Below are 16,935 nucleotides of genomic sequence, written 5' to 3'. Positions count from 1 at the left end.
CCTTATATCAGCGGTTTGCATTTGTAATCATATTTTATCGTTTGCGGTCACAATTTTAGACCGCAAACGCTTCACTGGCAATGGATATTGGACCAGTTTAGTGGGTGTTGTCACATTTAATTATAAGAGGGTTAATACAAAACTACCAAGTGAAGTGAACCTAGTCTCACTTGATAGTTTAAAATGTGATAAATAACCACGAATTACCGATGGGAATTATAAATTTGAGAGGTTATTCGCCTGTTAGGTATTGGCAATCTAATTGGCAGAAGGCGACTAATACTTGAGCTACGCTTGCATAAAAACCAAACTCATCATATTGATCGCATTTCGCACTAAACTGTGGGATCCAAGAAAGGATATGAGTTTGAATGAAAGATTCTTGCTCAATTAATGCATCATTAAGGTGTTTCTCTTGCTCAAGCTCATTTGAACGAATAATTAAATTACCTAAAAAGTCGAGTTCAATGGCAATGTGGTCTGCTGGTTCATTCAATGATTCACTCACTGCAATGCCGTGCTTTGACATTAATGCTGCCATCTCTTGAGCCGGAACATCATTCAATAAACCTTGCTTTCCAATGTACATAGAAGCGTATGGAAGAGCGGCGTTCTTATCTGATTTTAAAAATAGATCACAATAGTCAGCGGAAAGCTCTAATTGAGCGTCTTCACGGTTTTGTAAGCGATTAAGGGCGTCAACTAACTTGTCTATTGAAGGTTTAAGTGTTTCGTTTTCACCTAATCCAGTCAGAAAAGTGCGAATCTCTTGAGAGTGATAGCTGTCTAACTCTTGTTGAGTTAACTCTTTTGCGAAAAGGCTAGATAGCCACCAGTAAATCTCTGCACGCTTTTCATTGAATGCTTTTGTTTCGATCATCGTTATTGCTCCGAGTATTATTCTCACTATAGTCTAACCAATAAAAATGAATAACAGTAACTACATTAAATAAGAAAAGTGACTAAATATGACTAAATATTAACGCGTGAGCTATGCTTGTCTTGAATCAAGAAAAAATGATCTTTCCTGATTTTAAACCATCTATTGCTAGAAATATTACTATTTATGAATAGAATAGTAAGCATAGACGAAATAACTAAAAGAAAAGGGTGTAGATGAGCTATCACGTATTGGTCGTTGAAGACGATGTAGTAACCCGTAGTAAACTTGTTGGTTACTTCCAGAATGAAGGGTATGCCGTAAGCGAAGCAGAAAATGGCGCTCAAATGAGAGAAGTACTACAGAGCAATCTTGTAGATTTGATTATGTTAGATATCAATCTACCTGGAGAAGATGGCTTAATGCTAACTCGTGAATTACGCAGCCAATCGGATATAGGCATTATTTTAGTTACTGGACGCACGGATAGCATCGATAAAATTGTAGGCCTTGAAATGGGGGCTGATGATTACGTGACTAAACCCTTTGAACTTAGAGAGCTTTTGGTTCGAGTTAAAAATTTATTATGGCGAATTTCGGCAGCGCGTAACGCATCTAGCGTGGCGGTGGCTGAGTGCGAAAATGAAAACTTAGTTCGTTTTGGTGAATGGACGTTTGACATACAACGTCGCGCATTAAGCAAAAATGGCGAGCCTGTAAAACTGACGAAAGCAGAATACGAACTGTTAGTTGCGCTGTCCTCATACCCTAACCAAGTATTGAGCCGTGAGCGTATCCTGAATATGATCAGCCACCGCGTTGATGCTCCAAACGATCGAACTATTGATGTTCTTATTCGTCGTATGCGCGCCAAAATGGAATTTGACCCAAAGAACCCACAAATTTTTGTAACAGTTCACGGTGAAGGTTATATGTTCGCTGGGGACTGATATTACTTACTGTGACAGATTGATATAAAAGAGCCGAAGGTATTCCCTTCGGCTTTTTTGTTAAGATCTATTTTGGAATGGGACGCTGGTATACCGCTTTGAAGGTTGATGTAAGATTTATCGTCTCTAGAGTGATTGAACGGGTTTCGGTTCCATCTCTTTATAGTCACCGTCGATCAAATCTCGAGCTTTTTGCCAAAGTTGTCCCATCGTTTCATGCCAATAGCGCTCTGTTTGTTCCAAGTATTTGGCTTTAGGGGCGTATTTTTCCCAAGGTTGGTTAATGTTGTCATAAGCAAGGTAATTAGTTGGTGCTGGAAAAGGGGTGATACCTGCTTGATTAAATTCATACAAGGCACGCTTCATATGGCTTGCAGACGTCACTAAAACCATTTTCTTCACCCGAACAAAAGCCGCCGCTTGTCTTGCTTCTTCCCACGTATCTTTTGCTGTTTCTAACAGAATGATATCGGGTTTAGCGACACCTAATGCCAGCGCGACTTTTGCCATCATCCGGGCATTACTAAATTCAGACCCACCGGCATAACCAGAAAGAATCAATTTCGAGCCAGGGTATAGGCGCATAATTCGAATGCCTTCATTAAGACGCATTAACGCGGTGCGGCTTAATTCTGATGTCGGAGGTATGTCGCTATCCACGACATGGCCACTCCCTAGTACCATGACATAATCAATGGACTCATCAACAGGAAGAAACCCGCTGAATTCTCTCTCCATAGGCATTAATAGACGTGTAGAAACTGGTTGGAAGGATATAAGGAAAATACCACATAGCGAAAATAGGATAATCAGAGATCCTGTCTTCCTACGGGCGGTAAACATAATTAACAATAACCCCAAAAAACCTAGGATTAGCATTGCCGGTAGCGGCATTAACAACGATGAAACTACTTTTTTCAGTTCAAACATACATAAATAGCCCGAAAAAACATCACTTGATAATAAAAAAGGCATAAGCTTCTTTATTCCTGCATTCCATGTGACAGAATAGCAGCACGATTTACTATGATAACCTAACCTGCCGTGACTGAAGATCGCAATTTCGACGATATTGCCCACAAATTTGCAAAAAACATTTATGGTTCTGACAAAGGCGATATTCGTCAGAGCATTTTGTGGGAAGACTTAGAGCTCGCATTATCAACCTTTGATGAGCAACAGAGACCACTTAGCATTCTTGATGCTGGTGGCGGTCTTGCTCAAATGTCGCAAAAGATTGCTGAACTCGGACATCAAGTCACATTATGTGATCTATCTTCTGAAATGCTGCAACTTGCTAAGGTTGATATTGCAAAAAACGGTTTGCTTGAGCAGTATCGGCTGATTCATTCTCCGATACAGGCAATCGGCAGTCATCTTGATGACAAAGTCGATGTTGCTATGTTCCATGCTGTAATGGAGTGGTTGGCCGATCCGAAAACAGCGTTAGATATCGTTCTCGATCAGGTTAAGCCTGGTGGAGTGGCCTCTATCATGTTTTATAATCACCACGGTCTGGTTTTTAAGAATGTGATTTGTGGCAATATCCCTCACGTGCTTGACGGTATGCCACATAGGAAAAGATTTAAATTACAGCCACAAAAAGGGTTAAAGCCAGAAGAGGTGTATCAATGGATAGAAGATGCTGGCTTTGATATTTGTGGTAAGTCAGGTATTCGCTCATTTAGTGACTATATCGGAAATATGGAATATATGGGCGATTACCAATTTGAAGATGTGTTAGCACTAGAAAAACAGTTGTGCAGACAAGAGCCATACCTTTCATTAGGCCGTTACATTCATGTGTGGGCTAGAAAAAATGTATGAGCTAGCAAGCAAAAACAGGACTAACAATGAGTGAGATGACTCAAACTGCAGAAGATCAATCAATTGATGAATTGGTTGGCTGGGTAAAGCAGCATGACTTCTCATTGAATCTTTCCCCTGAGCGATTGGCATTTCTGATTGCTATCGCGGTACTAAGTAATGAAAGATTTGATGAAGAGTTAGGTGAGGGTGAATTGCACGATGCATTTACCATCGTCACTCGAATGTTTGAAGAAACAGGTGATGCATCCGCTTTTCGCGCAAACAATGCAATCAATGAAATGGTTAAACAGAAATTAATTAGCCGTTTCACAAGTGAAATAAATGATGGTGCGAGTATTTATCGTTTATCGCCACTTGCTATCGGGATTTCTGATTATTACCTACGTCATCGTCAGTTTTCAAAGCTAAAACTATCGATTCAGCTGTCAATGGTAGCAGGGGAGATGGCAAGAGCGATTGAAGCGGCACAAAAAGGTGGTACTCCGGGTCATTGGAAAAAAAATGTTTATGGGGTCTTGAAGTATTCTGTTGGTGAAATTTTTGATCAAATAGATTTAAATCAACGAGTGATGGATGAGCAGCAACAGTCGGTCAAACAAAAGATTGCCGATTTGTTGAATAACGATTGGCGAGAAGCGATCAATAACTGTGAATCATTACTGTCCGAGACATCCGATACGTTAAAAGAGCTGCAAGACACTTTGCAAGCCGCTGGTGATGAACTACAGACTCAAATTTTAGACATTCAAGAAATCGTTTATGGCGATGATGAATTAGAGTTTGTCGGCGAGATTTTGTTTGGCTTACAGATGAAGCTAGACAGAATAACCAGTTGGGGACAGCAAGCTATCGATCTCTGGATTGGCTACGACAGGCATGTCCATAAATTTATCCGTACCGCTATCGATATGGATAAAAACCGCGCGTTTAGTCAGCGTTTACGTCAATCTGTTACAGATTACTTTGATGCCCCTTGGTTTCTTACACATGCGGATGCGGAGCGTTTAAGCGATCTTCGAGATGAAGCGCTGGTCTTGCGTGACGATGAAGTGATGGGACAAGTGCCACTTGAAGTGGAATACGAAGAATTTAAACAAGTAAATGATGAACTCTCTGAGCGAATTGGTTCAATGTTGCAAATTCATAAGCAGCAAGGGTCACCAATTGATTTGGGAATTGTACTACGCGATTACCTGACTGCTCATCCAAGAACTCATCATTTCGATTTAGCTCGAATTGTGGTCGACCAAGCCGTTCGCTTGGGTTATTCCGAATCTGATTATCAGGCAATTCAACCTGATTGGCAGGCGATCAACGATTTTGGCGCAAAGGTACAAGCAAATGTCATCAACAAATACTGACGATTACATGCCAGAAAATCTGGTTAAAGCCATCTCCAATCCACTATTTCCGGCTTTAGATAGCGTATTACGCTCAGGTCGACATATCTCTAGTGAAGATCTCGATAATCACGCGCTATTGTGTGATTTTGAGATGGAATTGGCGCACTTCTATCAGCGTTACAACACGGAATTAGTGAAAGCACCTGAAGGCTTTTTCTATTTACGTCCTCGCTCTACCTCTCTTATCGGTCGTAGTGTACTTTCAGAGCTCGACATGCTGGTGGGGAAAGTACTTTGTTTCTTATACCTCAGCCCAGAACGTTTAGCGCATGAAGGGATCTTCACTAACCAAGAGTTATACGAAGAGCTCCTCTCTCTGGCTGATGAAAAAAAATTAATGAAGCTGGCAACAAACCGCGCTTCTGGCTCTGATTTAGACAAAGAAAAGCTGTTCGATAAAGTTCGTACGTCGCTACGCCGTTTACGTCGAATCGGCATGATCATCGCGATAGGTGAGACGGGTAAATTCCGTATTAGTGAAGCCGTATTCCGCTTCGGCGCCGATGTGCGTATTGGTGATGATGTTCGAGAAGCTCAATTGCGTCTGATCCGAGATGGCGAAGCGGTTGTTCATACTCAAGAGCCTAGCCAAGGCAGCCTGTTGAATATTGAAGAGAACAGCGAACAAGATAATGAACAAGAGCAAATAGAATTAGAGGGTGAAGCATGATTGAAAGAGGCAAGTATCAATCGCTGACCATGATCAACTGGAACGGTTTCTTTGCTCGTACTTTTGATATTGATGGATTGGTAACCACGCTTTCAGGTGGTAATGGTGCAGGTAAATCGACGACTATGGCGGCGTTCATCACAGCATTAATTCCAGACCAAAGCTTACTGCACTTCCGAAATACAACTGAAGCGGGTAGCTCGCAGTCATCTCGTGATAAAGGCTTGTACGGAAAATTACAACCAGGTGCATGTTATGCCGCGCTTGATGTGGTGAACTCCCGTAATCAACGCCTATTGTTTGCAGTAAAACTTCAGCAAGTAGCTGGACGCGATAAAAAAGTTGATATCAAACCATTCATGATCCAAGGCTTACCAAGCCATGTGAAACCTACGGATGTACTGATTGAAAGCGTATCAGACAACCATGCACGAGTGTGTCAGCTGAATGACGTAAAAGCTGCCGTTACTCAACATGAAGGTGCACACTTTAAAGCATTTTCGTCGGTGGTCGAGTATCACTCGCAAATGTTTGAATTCGGTGTTGTACCTAAGAAATTGCGAAATAGTGGTGATCGTTCGAAATTTTACCGCCTGATCGAAGCCTCGCTTTATGGTGGTATTTCGAGTGCGATTACTCGTTCCTTACGTGATTACCTTCTGCCGCAAAACGGTGGTGTGAAAAAAGCGTTCCAAGATATGGAATCGGCGCTGCGTGAAAACCGCATGACGCTTGAAGCGATTAAAACTACTCAAACAGATCGTGATCTATTCAAACACTTAATCACTGAGTCTACAAACTATGTGGCTGCGGATTACATGCGTCATGCAAATGACCGCCGCAATAAGCTTGATAAAACGATGACTTTGCGTGGTGAGCTATTTGGTTCACGTACGACTCTGGTTGAACAGAATCAACTACTGACGAGAATTCAAGAAGAGCTAGAGATCTTAGTTGATCAAGAGTCTGCTCTTGAACAAGATCACCAAGCCGCTTCTGATCATCTGCAATTGGTTCAAAACGCACTTCGCCAACAAGAAAAAATTGCTCGTTACCAAGATGATTTGGAAGAGCTAAGTGAGCGTCTTGAAGAGCAGGTGATGGTGGTGGAAGAGGCGCAAGAGCGTGTTCTAACGGCTGAAGAGCAATCGACGATTTCTGAAGAAGAAGTGGATAGCCTGAAAAGTCAGTTAGCAGACTACCAACAAGCATTAGATGTTCAACAAACCCGCGCGTTGCAATACCAGCAAGCGGTACAAGCACTGAATAAAGCGCAGCAACTGTTAAGTGATGACTCTATTACCGCAGAAAGTGCGCAAGCATTGCTTGCGGAATGTAAGACGAAAGAAGCGGCGAATACCACGGCTTTGCTCGCGTTAAAACATAAACTGGATATGTCATCGGCTGCGGCTCAACAGTTCGAACAAGCATTTAGTTTAGTGAAACAGATTGTTGGTAACATTGAGCGTTGCGATGCTTCTACTCAAGCTAAAGAGACTATTTCAAAAGGTCGTGATGCAAACCATATTGTTCAAAACGAACAACAGTGGCGTGCTCAACATCGTGATTTAGAGCGCAGCATTAGCCAACAGCGTCAAGCTCAACAGCTCGTCAGTGATTACCAAAAGCAACATAATGTGGTGTTATCTGACGAATTGGCATTAGAAGAAGAACGCGAACGTCATATCGCACAAGTTGAGTCTTTAGAGTTTTCTCATGAAGAGTTGAGAGATGCACGCAATGAGCAGCGTCGCGTAGAGCAAGATCAGCAAGCTGAAATTAAAAAGCTAGAGGCAATTGCGCCTTCATGGATCGCGGCTAATGATGTGCTGGAATCTTTGAAAGAGCAAAGCGGAGCGGATTTATACGACAGCCAAGCGGTTATGTCGCAAATGCAACTCGTGCTGGAAGATGAAAAAGCGCAATCGCTAGCGAAAGATAAACTCGCTGAGCGCAGAAATCAGCTTGAGCAAGAGATCGAACGTCTTGCGTCTCCAGGTGGTTCAAATGATCCTCGCTTAAAAGGGTTAGCTGACACATTAGGTGGTGTGCTTCTTTCTGAAATTTACGATGACATTACCATTGGTGACGCTCCATATTTCAGTGCGATGTATGGCCCTGCTCGTCACGCTATTGTGGTGTCAGACCTTGACGGCATCAAAGAGAAATTGGTTGAGCTAGACGATTGCCCTGAAGATTTATACATTCTTGAAGGTGACGTTGATGCGTTTGACGACAGCTCATTCAATGCTGATGAATTAGAGGGTGCTGTTTGCGTTCAACTTAATGATCGACAAATGCGCTACTCTCGTTTGCCAGAGATCCCACTGTTTGGTCGTGCCGCTCGTGAACAGCGTTTAGAGCTATTACGTGAACAGCGTGAAGAAGTGGTTGAGCAACATGCGAAAGCGGCATTTGATTCACAAAAACTTCAGCGTCTATATCAAGCGTTCAATGGTTTTGTCGCGCAACATATTCAAATTGCATTTGAAGCCGATCCTGAGCAAGCATTACAAGTTTTACGTGATAAGCGTAATCAAGTGATGAGAGTGCTTGCTGAACTGGATGCAAAAGAGCAGCAACAACGTAGTCAATTGACGTTAAGTAAAGCAGCAATTAAATCGCTAGATAAGTTGGCTCCTACGATCCGCTTTGTTGAAGATGATTCATTAGTTGAGCGTTTTGAAGAGATTGAAATCAAACTTAACCAATTAAGTGAAGCCAAAGCATTCATCGCGAACCACGGAAAATCCATTGCGCAGCTAGAGACGATCGCTAATGCACTAGAGGCGGATCCTGAGCAGTTTGATGCGCTTGAAGCTGATTACGCTCAAGCAGATAAAGAGCTACAGCAGCTAAAAACTCAAATGTTTGCGTTGGCCGATCTTGTTGAACGTCGACACTACTTCAGCTATGCCGATTCGGTTGACTTGCTCAATAAGAGCAGTGAATTGAGTGAGCAGTTAAAAGCGAAGTTAGTGGAAGCAGAGCGCGCGAGGATCCGTGGACGTGAGGCTCTGAAACAAGCTCAAGAGCAGATGAACCAATACAATCAGGTTCTTGCATCGTTGAAGAGTTCGCATCAAGCTAAACTTGAAACCGTTCAAGAGTTTAAACAAGAGCTTCAAGAGTTTGGCGTTAATGCTGACGAAGGTGCAGAAGAGCGAGCTCAGCGTCGTCGTGATGAGCTACATGAACGTTTGCATACGTCTCGTAGTCGTAAGAGCGAATACGAACGTACCATTACGTCAACTGAACTGGAAATGAAAGGCTTAGCAAAACGCCTGAAGAAGGTTCAGAAAGAGTACATCGAGTTGCGAACGTTTGTTGTCGCGGCAAAAGCGGGTTGGTGCTCAGTGCTACGTCTTGCTCGTGAAAATGATGTCGAGCGTCGTTTACATCGTCGTGAGTTAGCTTACTTGTCTGCGGGCGAACTTCGTTCAATGTCCGATAAATCATTAGGTGCTTTACGTTTAGCCGTTGCCGATAGTGACGATCTTCGTGATGCGCTGCGTTTGTCTGAAGATAATTCGAAGCCGGAACGTAAAGTGCTATTTTACATTGCCGTCTATCAGCATCTTCGTGAACGTATTCGTCAAGATATTATCCGCACCGACGACCCAGTAGAAGCCATTGAAGAGATGGAAGTTGAACTAGGGCGTCTAACGGAAGAGCTGACTCAACGTGAAAACCGCCTTGCTATTAGCTCTGAGTCGGTTGCGAGTATCATTCAGAAAACGATTCAACGTGAGCAGAACCGAATTCGTATGCTGAACCAAGGTTTGTCTAACATCTACTTCGGTCAAGTGAAGGGTGTTCGATTAAACGTTAAGATCCGTGAAAGTCATGAAGTTCTACTTTCTGGGTTAGCGTCTCAGCAAGATCAACACAAAGATCTATTTGAGAGCTCGCGCTTTACCTTCTCGGAAGCGATGGCGAAACTGTTCCAGCGTGTGAACCCGCACATTGATATGGGGCAGCGTTCACCGCAGATCCTTGGTGAAGAGTTGCTTGATTATCGTAACTACCTTGAGTTAAGTGTTGAAGTTAACCGTGGTTCTGATGGCTGGTTACAAGCTGAATCTGGCGCGTTATCGACTGGTGAGGCTATTGGTACTGGTCAATCAATTCTGTTGATGGTTGTGCAGAGCTGGGAAGAAGAGTCACGCCGCTTACGTAGTAAAGATATTGTTCCTTGTCGTCTATTGTTCTTGGATGAAGCAGCACGTCTTGATAGTAAGTCAATTAATACACTGTTTGAACTGTGTGATCGTTTGGATATGCAGTTATTGATTGCAGCACCAGAGAATATCAGCCCAGAGCAGGGCACAACGTACAAGTTGGTTCGTAAGGTATTCAAAGATCATGAGCATGTACATGTTGTAGGGTTACGAGGCTTTGCAAGCTTAGAAAAAGAGGCTTCAAGCGGAGATGTTCAAGATGAATTACCGGAATTAGTCGGCGAAATCTAATTTATCTTGAAAAGAACCTAGTTCTCTATAAACCGCTCTAAAACATAGCCCTTACGTTAGCGTGGGGGCTTTTTTATTGATGTTTGCTAATTTGTATAAACTAGATCTGAAAGTAGAGTAGGATCAAAAAAGCTCAGCATAGGATTGCTGAGCTTTTTAGCTTTTTGTCGACTATTAACTGTTTGTTGAATATTAGCTATTTGTCGAGTTTTAGCTAGTCACTGAGTATTAATTATGTCGCTGAGTTTCACTATTTGGCGATAACCAACACTGTTCATAAAAAATAGGCAAGCACGGTAGGAGACTCATTTCTTTATTAAATCCCAGTACCGAATTGCTTAGCAGCATAGGCGACACGCTCTGCTGGCTTAGGGTATTCAGCGGGTGTTCCTAAATTTTCAATGTGGTGCAGTCTTGGTAGTAGGCCAGATCCATTAGCAATTTGGATAGCTAACCCCGGACGGGCATTTAGCTCCAATACCATCGGCCCCTCTTCTTGGTCTAGAACCATGTCAGTGCCCATATAACCAAGCCCTGTCATCTCCCAAGCACTGGATGCCAGAGTGAGGAGTTTTTCCCAATGAGGCACAACCAGTTCGCTTAAGCGTTTACCTGTGTCAGGGTGTAACTCGATGGGTTGGTCGAACTGCACTGCACGTACCGCTTTACCTGTTGCGATATCAAGCCCGACACCAACTGCGCCTTGGTGTAGATTTGCCTTTCCATCAGAAGCCGATGTTGATAAACGCATCATTGCCATCACAGGATAACCTTTAAAGACAATAATCCGTACATCCGGCACTCCCTCATAGCTGAAGCCATCAAAGCAACTATCAAACTTGATCAGGTTCTCCACTACCGCCACATCGTTCTTTCCTCCAAGAGAAAAAAGACCTGCAAGAGCGTTACTGATATGGCGTTCAACATCTTCTTTATTGATGGTCGCGCCAGAAGGCTTCGTGTAAACCCCATCTTTGTGAGAAGTGATCACTAGGATACCTTTACCACCACTGCCTTGTGCGGGTTTGATAACAAATCCGGGCCAATCTAGAACCATTTTATGGATCTTTTTGACTTCAGCTTGATGGCCAATCACACCAATCAGTTTTGGAACTGTTGCACCTGCTTGTTCCGCAATGATTTTCGTTTTTAGCTTGTCATCAACCAATGGGTATTTTGAACGATCATTATAGCGACCAATATAACTATGGTTGCGTTTGTTCATTCCCATTATGCCTTTATCTTTGAGCTTAAAGGGTGAGGTGAATTGTTCCCACATAACTTAGTCCTCCGCTAAAGGTTTAAAGCGACGAAGTTCGGTTAATCGGTAGCCGGTGTAGTTACCCAGTAATAGGATCACTGCAAGGATAACCAATTGAAGCCCAATAAAGTTAAACGTTAAGTGCTGGATAAATCCGTTGGTCATGCCTAAGTAAACTAATACTGCGGTGAAAAGCGAGCCGCCACCTTGAAGCATTACCTCTTTAGCGCCTTCCTCTTCCCAAAGGATAGACATACGTTCGATTGTCCAAGAGAGGATGATCATCGGGAAGAAGGTAATGGAGAGTCCTTCTGTCAGACCAATCTTGAAAGCAACCACGGTGAACACCGAGATGATCAAGATAACCGTAATGATGACGGCGGATATTCGAGCTACGAGTAATAAATTCAGCTTGGATAAATAACTTCGAATGATCAACCCTGTTCCCACAATCAACAAGAAGCCGACAATGCCAGTGACTAATTGAGTTTGAACAAAGGCAACCGCGATAAGCACAGGCATGAAGGTACCTGATGTTTTCAGCCCAATGATTACACGTAAGAACACTACAATTAGCGCACCGATTGGAATCAGCATGATGGTTTTAAACATCGCTTGCTCTTCAAGGGGTAGGCTATGAATGGAGAAGTTGAGCAGTTGGTCGGCTACGACTTTGTTTTCTGTTGCCTGCGAAGATGAAACCTCTTGTGCGATCATTGAGAAATGCACGCTGCTGCTGCTTCCTCCAATCACGTCGAGTAGAGAGACATTCGACTCATCCCAGATAAGCAGATTCGCTTGATTCGTTTCAATCCCGCTTTCTGGCGAAAAAAGTACCCAATCTTTTCCGTTCCAAACTTGCACCATACGTTGAATATTTTGGCGACGACGACCATCTTCAAGTTCGATAACACCTACTGATTTATTGTCTACACCGGCGTAAGACAGCAGCTTAGTTGCTGCTTTTACTTTGTCCATTGTGTTTAGAATCAATGCTGCATTTTGACTATCGGGATCATTAAGGATTTTTATCAGTTCACGAGCAAAAGTGACATTATCTGCCGAGCGTTGTGTAGCTCGTTCAATCACTGCAATGGCTGCTGCCTCTTCCGGCCCGTTAAAGGTTGGTTTGACAAGGCTTCCCTCTTGTGGAGGAATAACGTCAACTTGAGCTTGGTCATCAACTAAAAATTCGGTTTTGTAATAGATGGTTTGAGCATCTTTAGCTTGTCGAATTGACCACTCAGCCCTACGTCCTGTATCAGTATTCAAATAAGAGACACCGTAACCTGGCGATGAAGCTGATTCGCTGATTAGCGTAAAACCTGATTGAGTGTGCGGTGCCGCAAGTGATACTTTGGCGGCTTTGCCCTCGGCTGTAAACTCGATTCTGGCTTCTATATTCCAAACTTGGCTGGTTTCACCCGGAGTCCACGGCACGCCATAAGTCTGATGACGGAACATACTCAGTGCAACCCCGCCAATAATTAAGAGCGCAATTGAGATATAGAAAGGAATTCTTGACGTCATAAAGTGTTCCTATTTTTCAGTCTTATTATCTGTATGAAGATATTTTTTGCTGACATCCACTAACGCGATATCTTTTATAAACTCTCTTCCAAGTAATACAGGATTGCTCATTTGAGAGCGATCTGCCAATGTAAATTGCGCTTTTTCATGGATTTTTCCGACTTTCACCCATAATTCAATAGCGGCACGTCGTTCTGTTTCGTTGGTAGTGGATTGACGAATTTTTACGTAGCGAATAATAGGCGCTTCAATCCAGTGTTTATCTGCTTGTTTATCTGTTTGTTTTGCTGATGTTTCTGAACCGTCTGTAAGATGGAATTTCACCCATTTTTTGCCGTTGCGTTCAAATTCTTGAATATCAATGGCATTAAGCGAAGAGGTCGCGGCTCCAGTATCAATACGAGCATCAAATGATTGCTTCATTGACTCGATGGTAACTTTTTCTATTGCACCTAAAATGATGCTGCTTTGATGAGTGGTATTGCTTGTCTGTTCGACTGGGCTTTCTGTCGCAGGTTCATCGACGGAATTGGTGATGGGAGTCGCTTGTATTGCAACATCAAGCTTATCATTCAATTGTTGGACATCAGTCTCAAGGCTTTCAATATAGTCAGCTTGGTTGCTTATCTGCAATTCAAGATTGGTCAACTTGTTGGAAAGATTCGTCTCTGATTGTTGGATCGTATTCACCAGTATTTGATGATTTTTATCTGCACTGGTGAGAGAGCAACCAGAAAGTAAACTGACGATGACGATAGGAGCATATCGCTTAAACATGTACGACCTTAATATTGAACTTTAAGTTATTGTTATCGTAAGTTTAACCTATCCGCAAGAATGCGTGAAGCTTCCTTATGTTAATGTGAAGTCATGCTCGGCTTATTGAGTAAAAACAGTGTCAAAAATGGTCTTTTTTAACACTGTTTTTGATTTTGGATACTTTGGCGTGTGACTATGGTTTCTTGGCAACCAAAATAGCACGTCTTGGTGCGGGGTGGCCTTCGACCGTTTTAGTCGAGTCATTCGGGTCAAGATAATCAGGAAGTGAGTTGTGTGTCATCCATGTTGTTGAGCGCTGCTCGCCCACTGTCGTAACATTCTCATCGACGATTTTCACATCAACAAATCCGGTTTGTTCCAACCACACTTTGAGTGCTTTAGCTGAAGGGAAAAAGTACACATTGCGCATTTGTGCGTAGCGGTCTACTGGTACTAAAACCGCATTCTCATCGCCAGCAATAACCAAGGTTTCAAGCACAAGTTCACCACCCGAAACAAGCTGATCTCTCAGTTGAATCAAGTGATCTAACGGTGAACGGCGGTGGTAAAGTACGCCCATACTAAAGACAGTATCGAAAGCTTCTAATTTTGGTAACTGTTCGATACCTAAAGGCAGAAGGTGAGCGCGTTGATCGTCGCCCATCAATTTACGAATCGCTTCAAACTGGATCAAGAATAGATGTGAAGGATCAACACCCACACATAGGCGAGCTTGTTCACCGAGCATGCGCCACATATGGTAACCGTTACCACAGCCGACATCTAAAATAGAGCGATCTTTCAACGGTGAGATATGAGGTAATACTCGATCCCATTTCCAATCTGAGCGCCACTCTGTATCGATGTGAATGTCGTGAGCGGTATAAGGACCTTTACGCCAAGGGTGAAATGTTTTCAGCAAGCTTTCTAGTTTTTTACGTTCACCATCCGCAATCGGTTGTGCATTCGAAATGGTGACAGACTCTTTTAGCTCAATCGTATCAGGTTTATCTGATGGTATTTTGTTCAGCGCTTTAACCCAACGCTCAAAATCTCCATGATCTGCATTACCCCAATCTGTTAACTGTTGAGGTAAAACATTTAGCCAAGGTTGAAGGCGAGTATCTTGTGCTATCAGTTGATAGAAATTAGCAAAATTGAACATGAGTTATCTTAATCGTTATATAAATGAGAGAGGCACTCTGTATAAAGTGCCGCTAAATAGTGAAGCCCACAGCTAGAGCGTGGTTAAAGTGCTATTTGATGGCAAACATAGAGCCGAAATTGAAACATTGAAACCAAACTTCGTAGCTTGAAAATCCAATGTCTTTAAAGCGATCTTTATGAATTTGGATAGAATCTGGTCGCATCACATTCTCAATGGCGCTACGTTTTTGACTTACTTCAAGTTCGCTATAGCCATTGGCACGTTTAAAATCATGGTGCAAATCAATTAATAGTTCATTTGAGGTTTCGTTCTCGAATACGTATTTTTCGGAGACGATGAGTATTCCGCCTGGGCGTAACCCTGCGTAAATCTTTTTAAGCAGCGCAGAGCGATCTTCAGGAGAGAGAAACTGTAGCGTGAAATTAAGCACGACAACGGAAGCATCTTCGATTTCAATTTCACGTATATCCGCTTCCAAAACCGTGACAGGGGTATCCGAGCGGTAAGCGTTAACATGTAATTTGCAGCGCTCAACCATTGCTGATGAATTATCAATGGCTAGAATTTGGCACCCTTCCTGCTGAATATGGCGACGCATAGAGAGTGTCGCTGCACCGAGAGAACAACCTAGATCGTAAACCTTTGAATGAGGCTTAGCGAAACGTTCCGCAAGCATGCCAATAGCAGAGATAATATTGCTGTAGCCGGGAACCGATCGTTGGATCATATCTGGGAAAACTTCAGCTACTCTTTCATCAAAAGTAAAATCGCCAATCTTATCGATAGGAGCTGAAAAGATAGTGTCTTTAGTGTTCATGCTCATTTCTCAATGCAAGAGTTGGTGTGTGGAATACATGCGCCAACGTTACAAATTAGTATTGCGAATACAGTCAATATTCAGAGTCGGCGAATATTGACTGTAAAAAGGGGGCGTATTTTATGAAAAATTGCTCACTTTGTCATTAATAATGAGGAAGTAGATTTACACACTCAAAACATATCGATTTGTGGGCTGTTCACGCTATTCGGAAAAGTGGGGAGGGACGGCAGGGTATGCTGTTGTTGAAGGGTTATGTCCTGCTGTAACAGACCATAAAGTTTGAGCGCTAATTCAGGTGCTTCAACGTTATCTGGTGTATGAACCATTAAATAGGGTTGCTTTCCTTGTTGGATCCAAGTGGAGAGCTTCGTAAGCCAAGGTTGGAAAAAAGCCACATTAGCTTCAATATCTGGGTGTCCAATGAAGCGGATCATGGGATTGGTACTTGTTGCAATGGCATGGGCGGGGACTTTTGGCTTATTTCTGTGTGCTTCTCTTACCGCTTCAGTTGTTGGTGGAGCTGAAAATACAGGACGACTGTCCATAATGATCCGGTTGATGTTGTTTTCAACTAACCACTGGTTAAACCGTTTTTCGTCATCGTTCTTATTGAAGAAGCCCAAATGGCGGACCTCAATACCTAATTTCATTTCTGGCGGAAAGCCTTGGCAGAACTTCTGTAAAATAGGTAGATCCGCAGGAGAGAAGGCCGCAGGCAGTTGGATGGTCCATTGACCAATTTTAGACCAGAGCGGCTGCATCACAATTAAGAAATCTTTCAAGCTTTGCTGGCTATGACGCAGCATCTGCTGGTGGGTGATCTCTTTTGGAAGCTTAAATGTGAAGCGAAATTCATCAGGTGTACTGGCTTGCCAGTTTTGAATTGTCGCCATTGACGGGGTCGCATAAAAAGTGGTGTTACCCTCGACGGTATGAAAGACCTGAGAATATTTTGCGAGCCTTTCTGCTGGCTTAGTGCCATTTCCATAGAAGCTTGCTTGCCACTGAGAGTGCGACCACATGGTTAATCCAAGTCGAATGGGTAATTGAGTCATCATCTCTCTGTGAAGTAAGTGGCCGATATTGAACTGTACGAAACTTTTGATCGTTTGGAAACGGTAACGATATAATCCGATAAATAGTTAGACTTTTGATGTTTATTTAGCCGCTTGTTGGGGTGAAATGCATCAAA

Annotated in this window: 13 protein-coding genes; 5 read left to right on the top strand and 8 right to left on the bottom strand. The window is 42.9% G+C overall.

The annotated features are described in order from the left end of the window. Positions 1-232 precede the first annotated feature (232 nt). On the bottom strand, positions 233-880 hold the full coding sequence (gene torD, locus L4C39_RS04375; RefSeq protein ID WP_429744649.1) for a molecular chaperone TorD: 648 nt from the start codon (positions 878-880) through the stop codon (positions 233-235). 236 nt (positions 881-1,116) lie between these two features. Here torD and torR point away from each other — a divergent pair, with 236 nt between their 5' ends. Next, positions 1,117-1,830 carry a two-component system response regulator TorR gene (gene torR / locus L4C39_RS04370; RefSeq protein WP_017051956.1) on the top strand — a complete coding sequence of 238 codons (714 nt, stop codon included), beginning with the start codon at positions 1,117-1,119 and terminating at the stop codon, positions 1,828-1,830. A 126-nt stretch (positions 1,831-1,956) separates the two neighbouring features. Here the strand turns inward: torR and elyC are convergent, their stop codons facing one another. After that, complete coding sequence (elyC, locus tag L4C39_RS04365) at positions 1,957-2,805, bottom strand: envelope biogenesis factor ElyC (protein WP_261888346.1); 849 nt, start codon at positions 2,803-2,805, stop codon at positions 1,957-1,959. 69 nt (positions 2,806-2,874) lie between these two features. Here elyC and cmoM point away from each other — a divergent pair, with 69 nt between their 5' ends. The 4 genes from cmoM to mukB are packed head-to-tail and all read left to right on the top strand — an operon-like array spanning position 2,875 to position 10,205. Beyond that, positions 2,875-3,657 carry a tRNA uridine 5-oxyacetic acid(34) methyltransferase CmoM gene (gene cmoM, locus L4C39_RS04360; RefSeq protein ID WP_017051958.1) on the top strand — a complete coding sequence of 261 codons (783 nt, stop codon included), beginning with the start codon at positions 2,875-2,877 and terminating at the stop codon, positions 3,655-3,657. A gap of 26 nt (positions 3,658-3,683) precedes the next feature. Continuing rightward, positions 3,684-5,021, top strand: a complete 1,338-nt coding sequence (mukF, locus tag L4C39_RS04355) for a chromosome partition protein MukF (RefSeq protein WP_429744646.1) — start codon at positions 3,684-3,686, stop codon at positions 5,019-5,021. Further along, the gene (mukE, locus tag L4C39_RS04350) at positions 5,002-5,733 is read left to right on the top strand and encodes a chromosome partition protein MukE (protein ID WP_017051960.1); all 732 of its coding nucleotides are present in this window, start codon (positions 5,002-5,004) and stop codon (positions 5,731-5,733) included. The genes mukF and mukE overlap by 20 nt, the downstream gene beginning before the upstream one ends. Then, entirely contained in the window at positions 5,730-10,205 is a 4,476-nt protein-coding gene (gene mukB / locus L4C39_RS04345) for a chromosome partition protein MukB (protein ID WP_429744643.1), read from the top strand. The genes mukE and mukB overlap by 4 nt, the downstream gene beginning before the upstream one ends. Positions 10,206-10,521: 316 nt before the next feature. Here the strand turns inward: mukB and L4C39_RS04340 are convergent, their stop codons facing one another. From L4C39_RS04340 to L4C39_RS04315, 6 genes are all read right to left on the bottom strand, one after another. Further along, positions 10,522-11,484, bottom strand: coding sequence for an alpha-L-glutamate ligase-like protein (locus tag L4C39_RS04340; protein ID WP_017051962.1), 963 nt, complete (start codon positions 11,482-11,484; stop codon positions 10,522-10,524). A 3-nt stretch (positions 11,485-11,487) separates the two neighbouring features. Further along, on the bottom strand, positions 11,488-12,996 hold the full coding sequence (locus tag L4C39_RS04335) for an inactive transglutaminase family protein (protein WP_171756569.1): 1,509 nt from the start codon (positions 12,994-12,996) through the stop codon (positions 11,488-11,490). Positions 12,997-13,005: 9 nt separating this feature from the next. Continuing rightward, on the bottom strand, positions 13,006-13,773 hold the full coding sequence (locus tag L4C39_RS04330; RefSeq protein ID WP_429744640.1) for a putative ATP-dependent zinc protease: 768 nt from the start codon (positions 13,771-13,773) through the stop codon (positions 13,006-13,008). A 175-nt stretch (positions 13,774-13,948) separates the two neighbouring features. Further along, on the bottom strand, positions 13,949-14,920 hold the full coding sequence (gene cmoB / locus L4C39_RS04325; protein WP_429744638.1) for a tRNA 5-methoxyuridine(34)/uridine 5-oxyacetic acid(34) synthase CmoB: 972 nt from the start codon (positions 14,918-14,920) through the stop codon (positions 13,949-13,951). 91 nt (positions 14,921-15,011) lie between these two features. Beyond that, positions 15,012-15,740: a carboxy-S-adenosyl-L-methionine synthase CmoA gene (cmoA, locus tag L4C39_RS04320; protein ID WP_017051966.1), complete on the bottom strand. Its 729-nt coding sequence runs from the start codon at positions 15,738-15,740 to the stop codon at positions 15,012-15,014. 173 nt (positions 15,741-15,913) lie between these two features. Further along, positions 15,914-16,798 carry a DUF72 domain-containing protein gene (locus tag L4C39_RS04315; RefSeq protein WP_429744636.1) on the bottom strand — a complete coding sequence of 295 codons (885 nt, stop codon included), beginning with the start codon at positions 16,796-16,798 and terminating at the stop codon, positions 15,914-15,916. Positions 16,799-16,935: the final 137 nt, after the last annotated feature.

Origin of the sequence: Vibrio clamense (assembly GCF_050337905.1) — a bacterium.
GTDB lineage: Bacteria > Pseudomonadota > Gammaproteobacteria > Enterobacterales > Vibrionaceae > Vibrio > Vibrio cortegadensis.
This window is presented reverse-complemented; position numbering and strand designations above follow the sequence as displayed.

Coding starts and splice junctions, on each gene's coding strand:
- torR (WP_017051956.1), top strand. CDS start 1,117: ATGAGCTATCACGTATTGGTCGTTGAAGACGATGTAGTAACCCGTAGT.
- L4C39_RS04340 (WP_017051962.1), bottom strand. CDS start 11,484: ATGTGGGAACAATTCACCTCACCCTTTAAGCTCAAAGATAAAGGCATA.
- mukE (WP_017051960.1), top strand. CDS start 5,002: ATGTCATCAACAAATACTGACGATTACATGCCAGAAAATCTGGTTAAA.
- cmoB (WP_429744638.1), bottom strand. CDS start 14,920: ATGTTCAATTTTGCTAATTTCTATCAACTGATAGCACAAGATACTCGC.
- L4C39_RS04335 (WP_171756569.1), bottom strand. CDS start 12,996: ATGACGTCAAGAATTCCTTTCTATATCTCAATTGCGCTCTTAATTATT.
- cmoA (WP_017051966.1), bottom strand. CDS start 15,740: ATGAACACTAAAGACACTATCTTTTCAGCTCCTATCGATAAGATTGGC.
- elyC (WP_261888346.1), bottom strand. CDS start 2,805: ATGCCTTTTTTATTATCAAGTGATGTTTTTTCGGGCTATTTATGTATG.
- L4C39_RS04330 (WP_429744640.1), bottom strand. CDS start 13,773: ATGTTTAAGCGATATGCTCCTATCGTCATCGTCAGTTTACTTTCTGGT.
- L4C39_RS04315 (WP_429744636.1), bottom strand. CDS start 16,798: ATGACTCAATTACCCATTCGACTTGGATTAACCATGTGGTCGCACTCT.
- mukF (WP_429744646.1), top strand. CDS start 3,684: ATGAGTGAGATGACTCAAACTGCAGAAGATCAATCAATTGATGAATTG.
- torD (WP_429744649.1), bottom strand. CDS start 880: ATGATCGAAACAAAAGCATTCAATGAAAAGCGTGCAGAGATTTACTGG.
- mukB (WP_429744643.1), top strand. CDS start 5,730: ATGATTGAAAGAGGCAAGTATCAATCGCTGACCATGATCAACTGGAAC.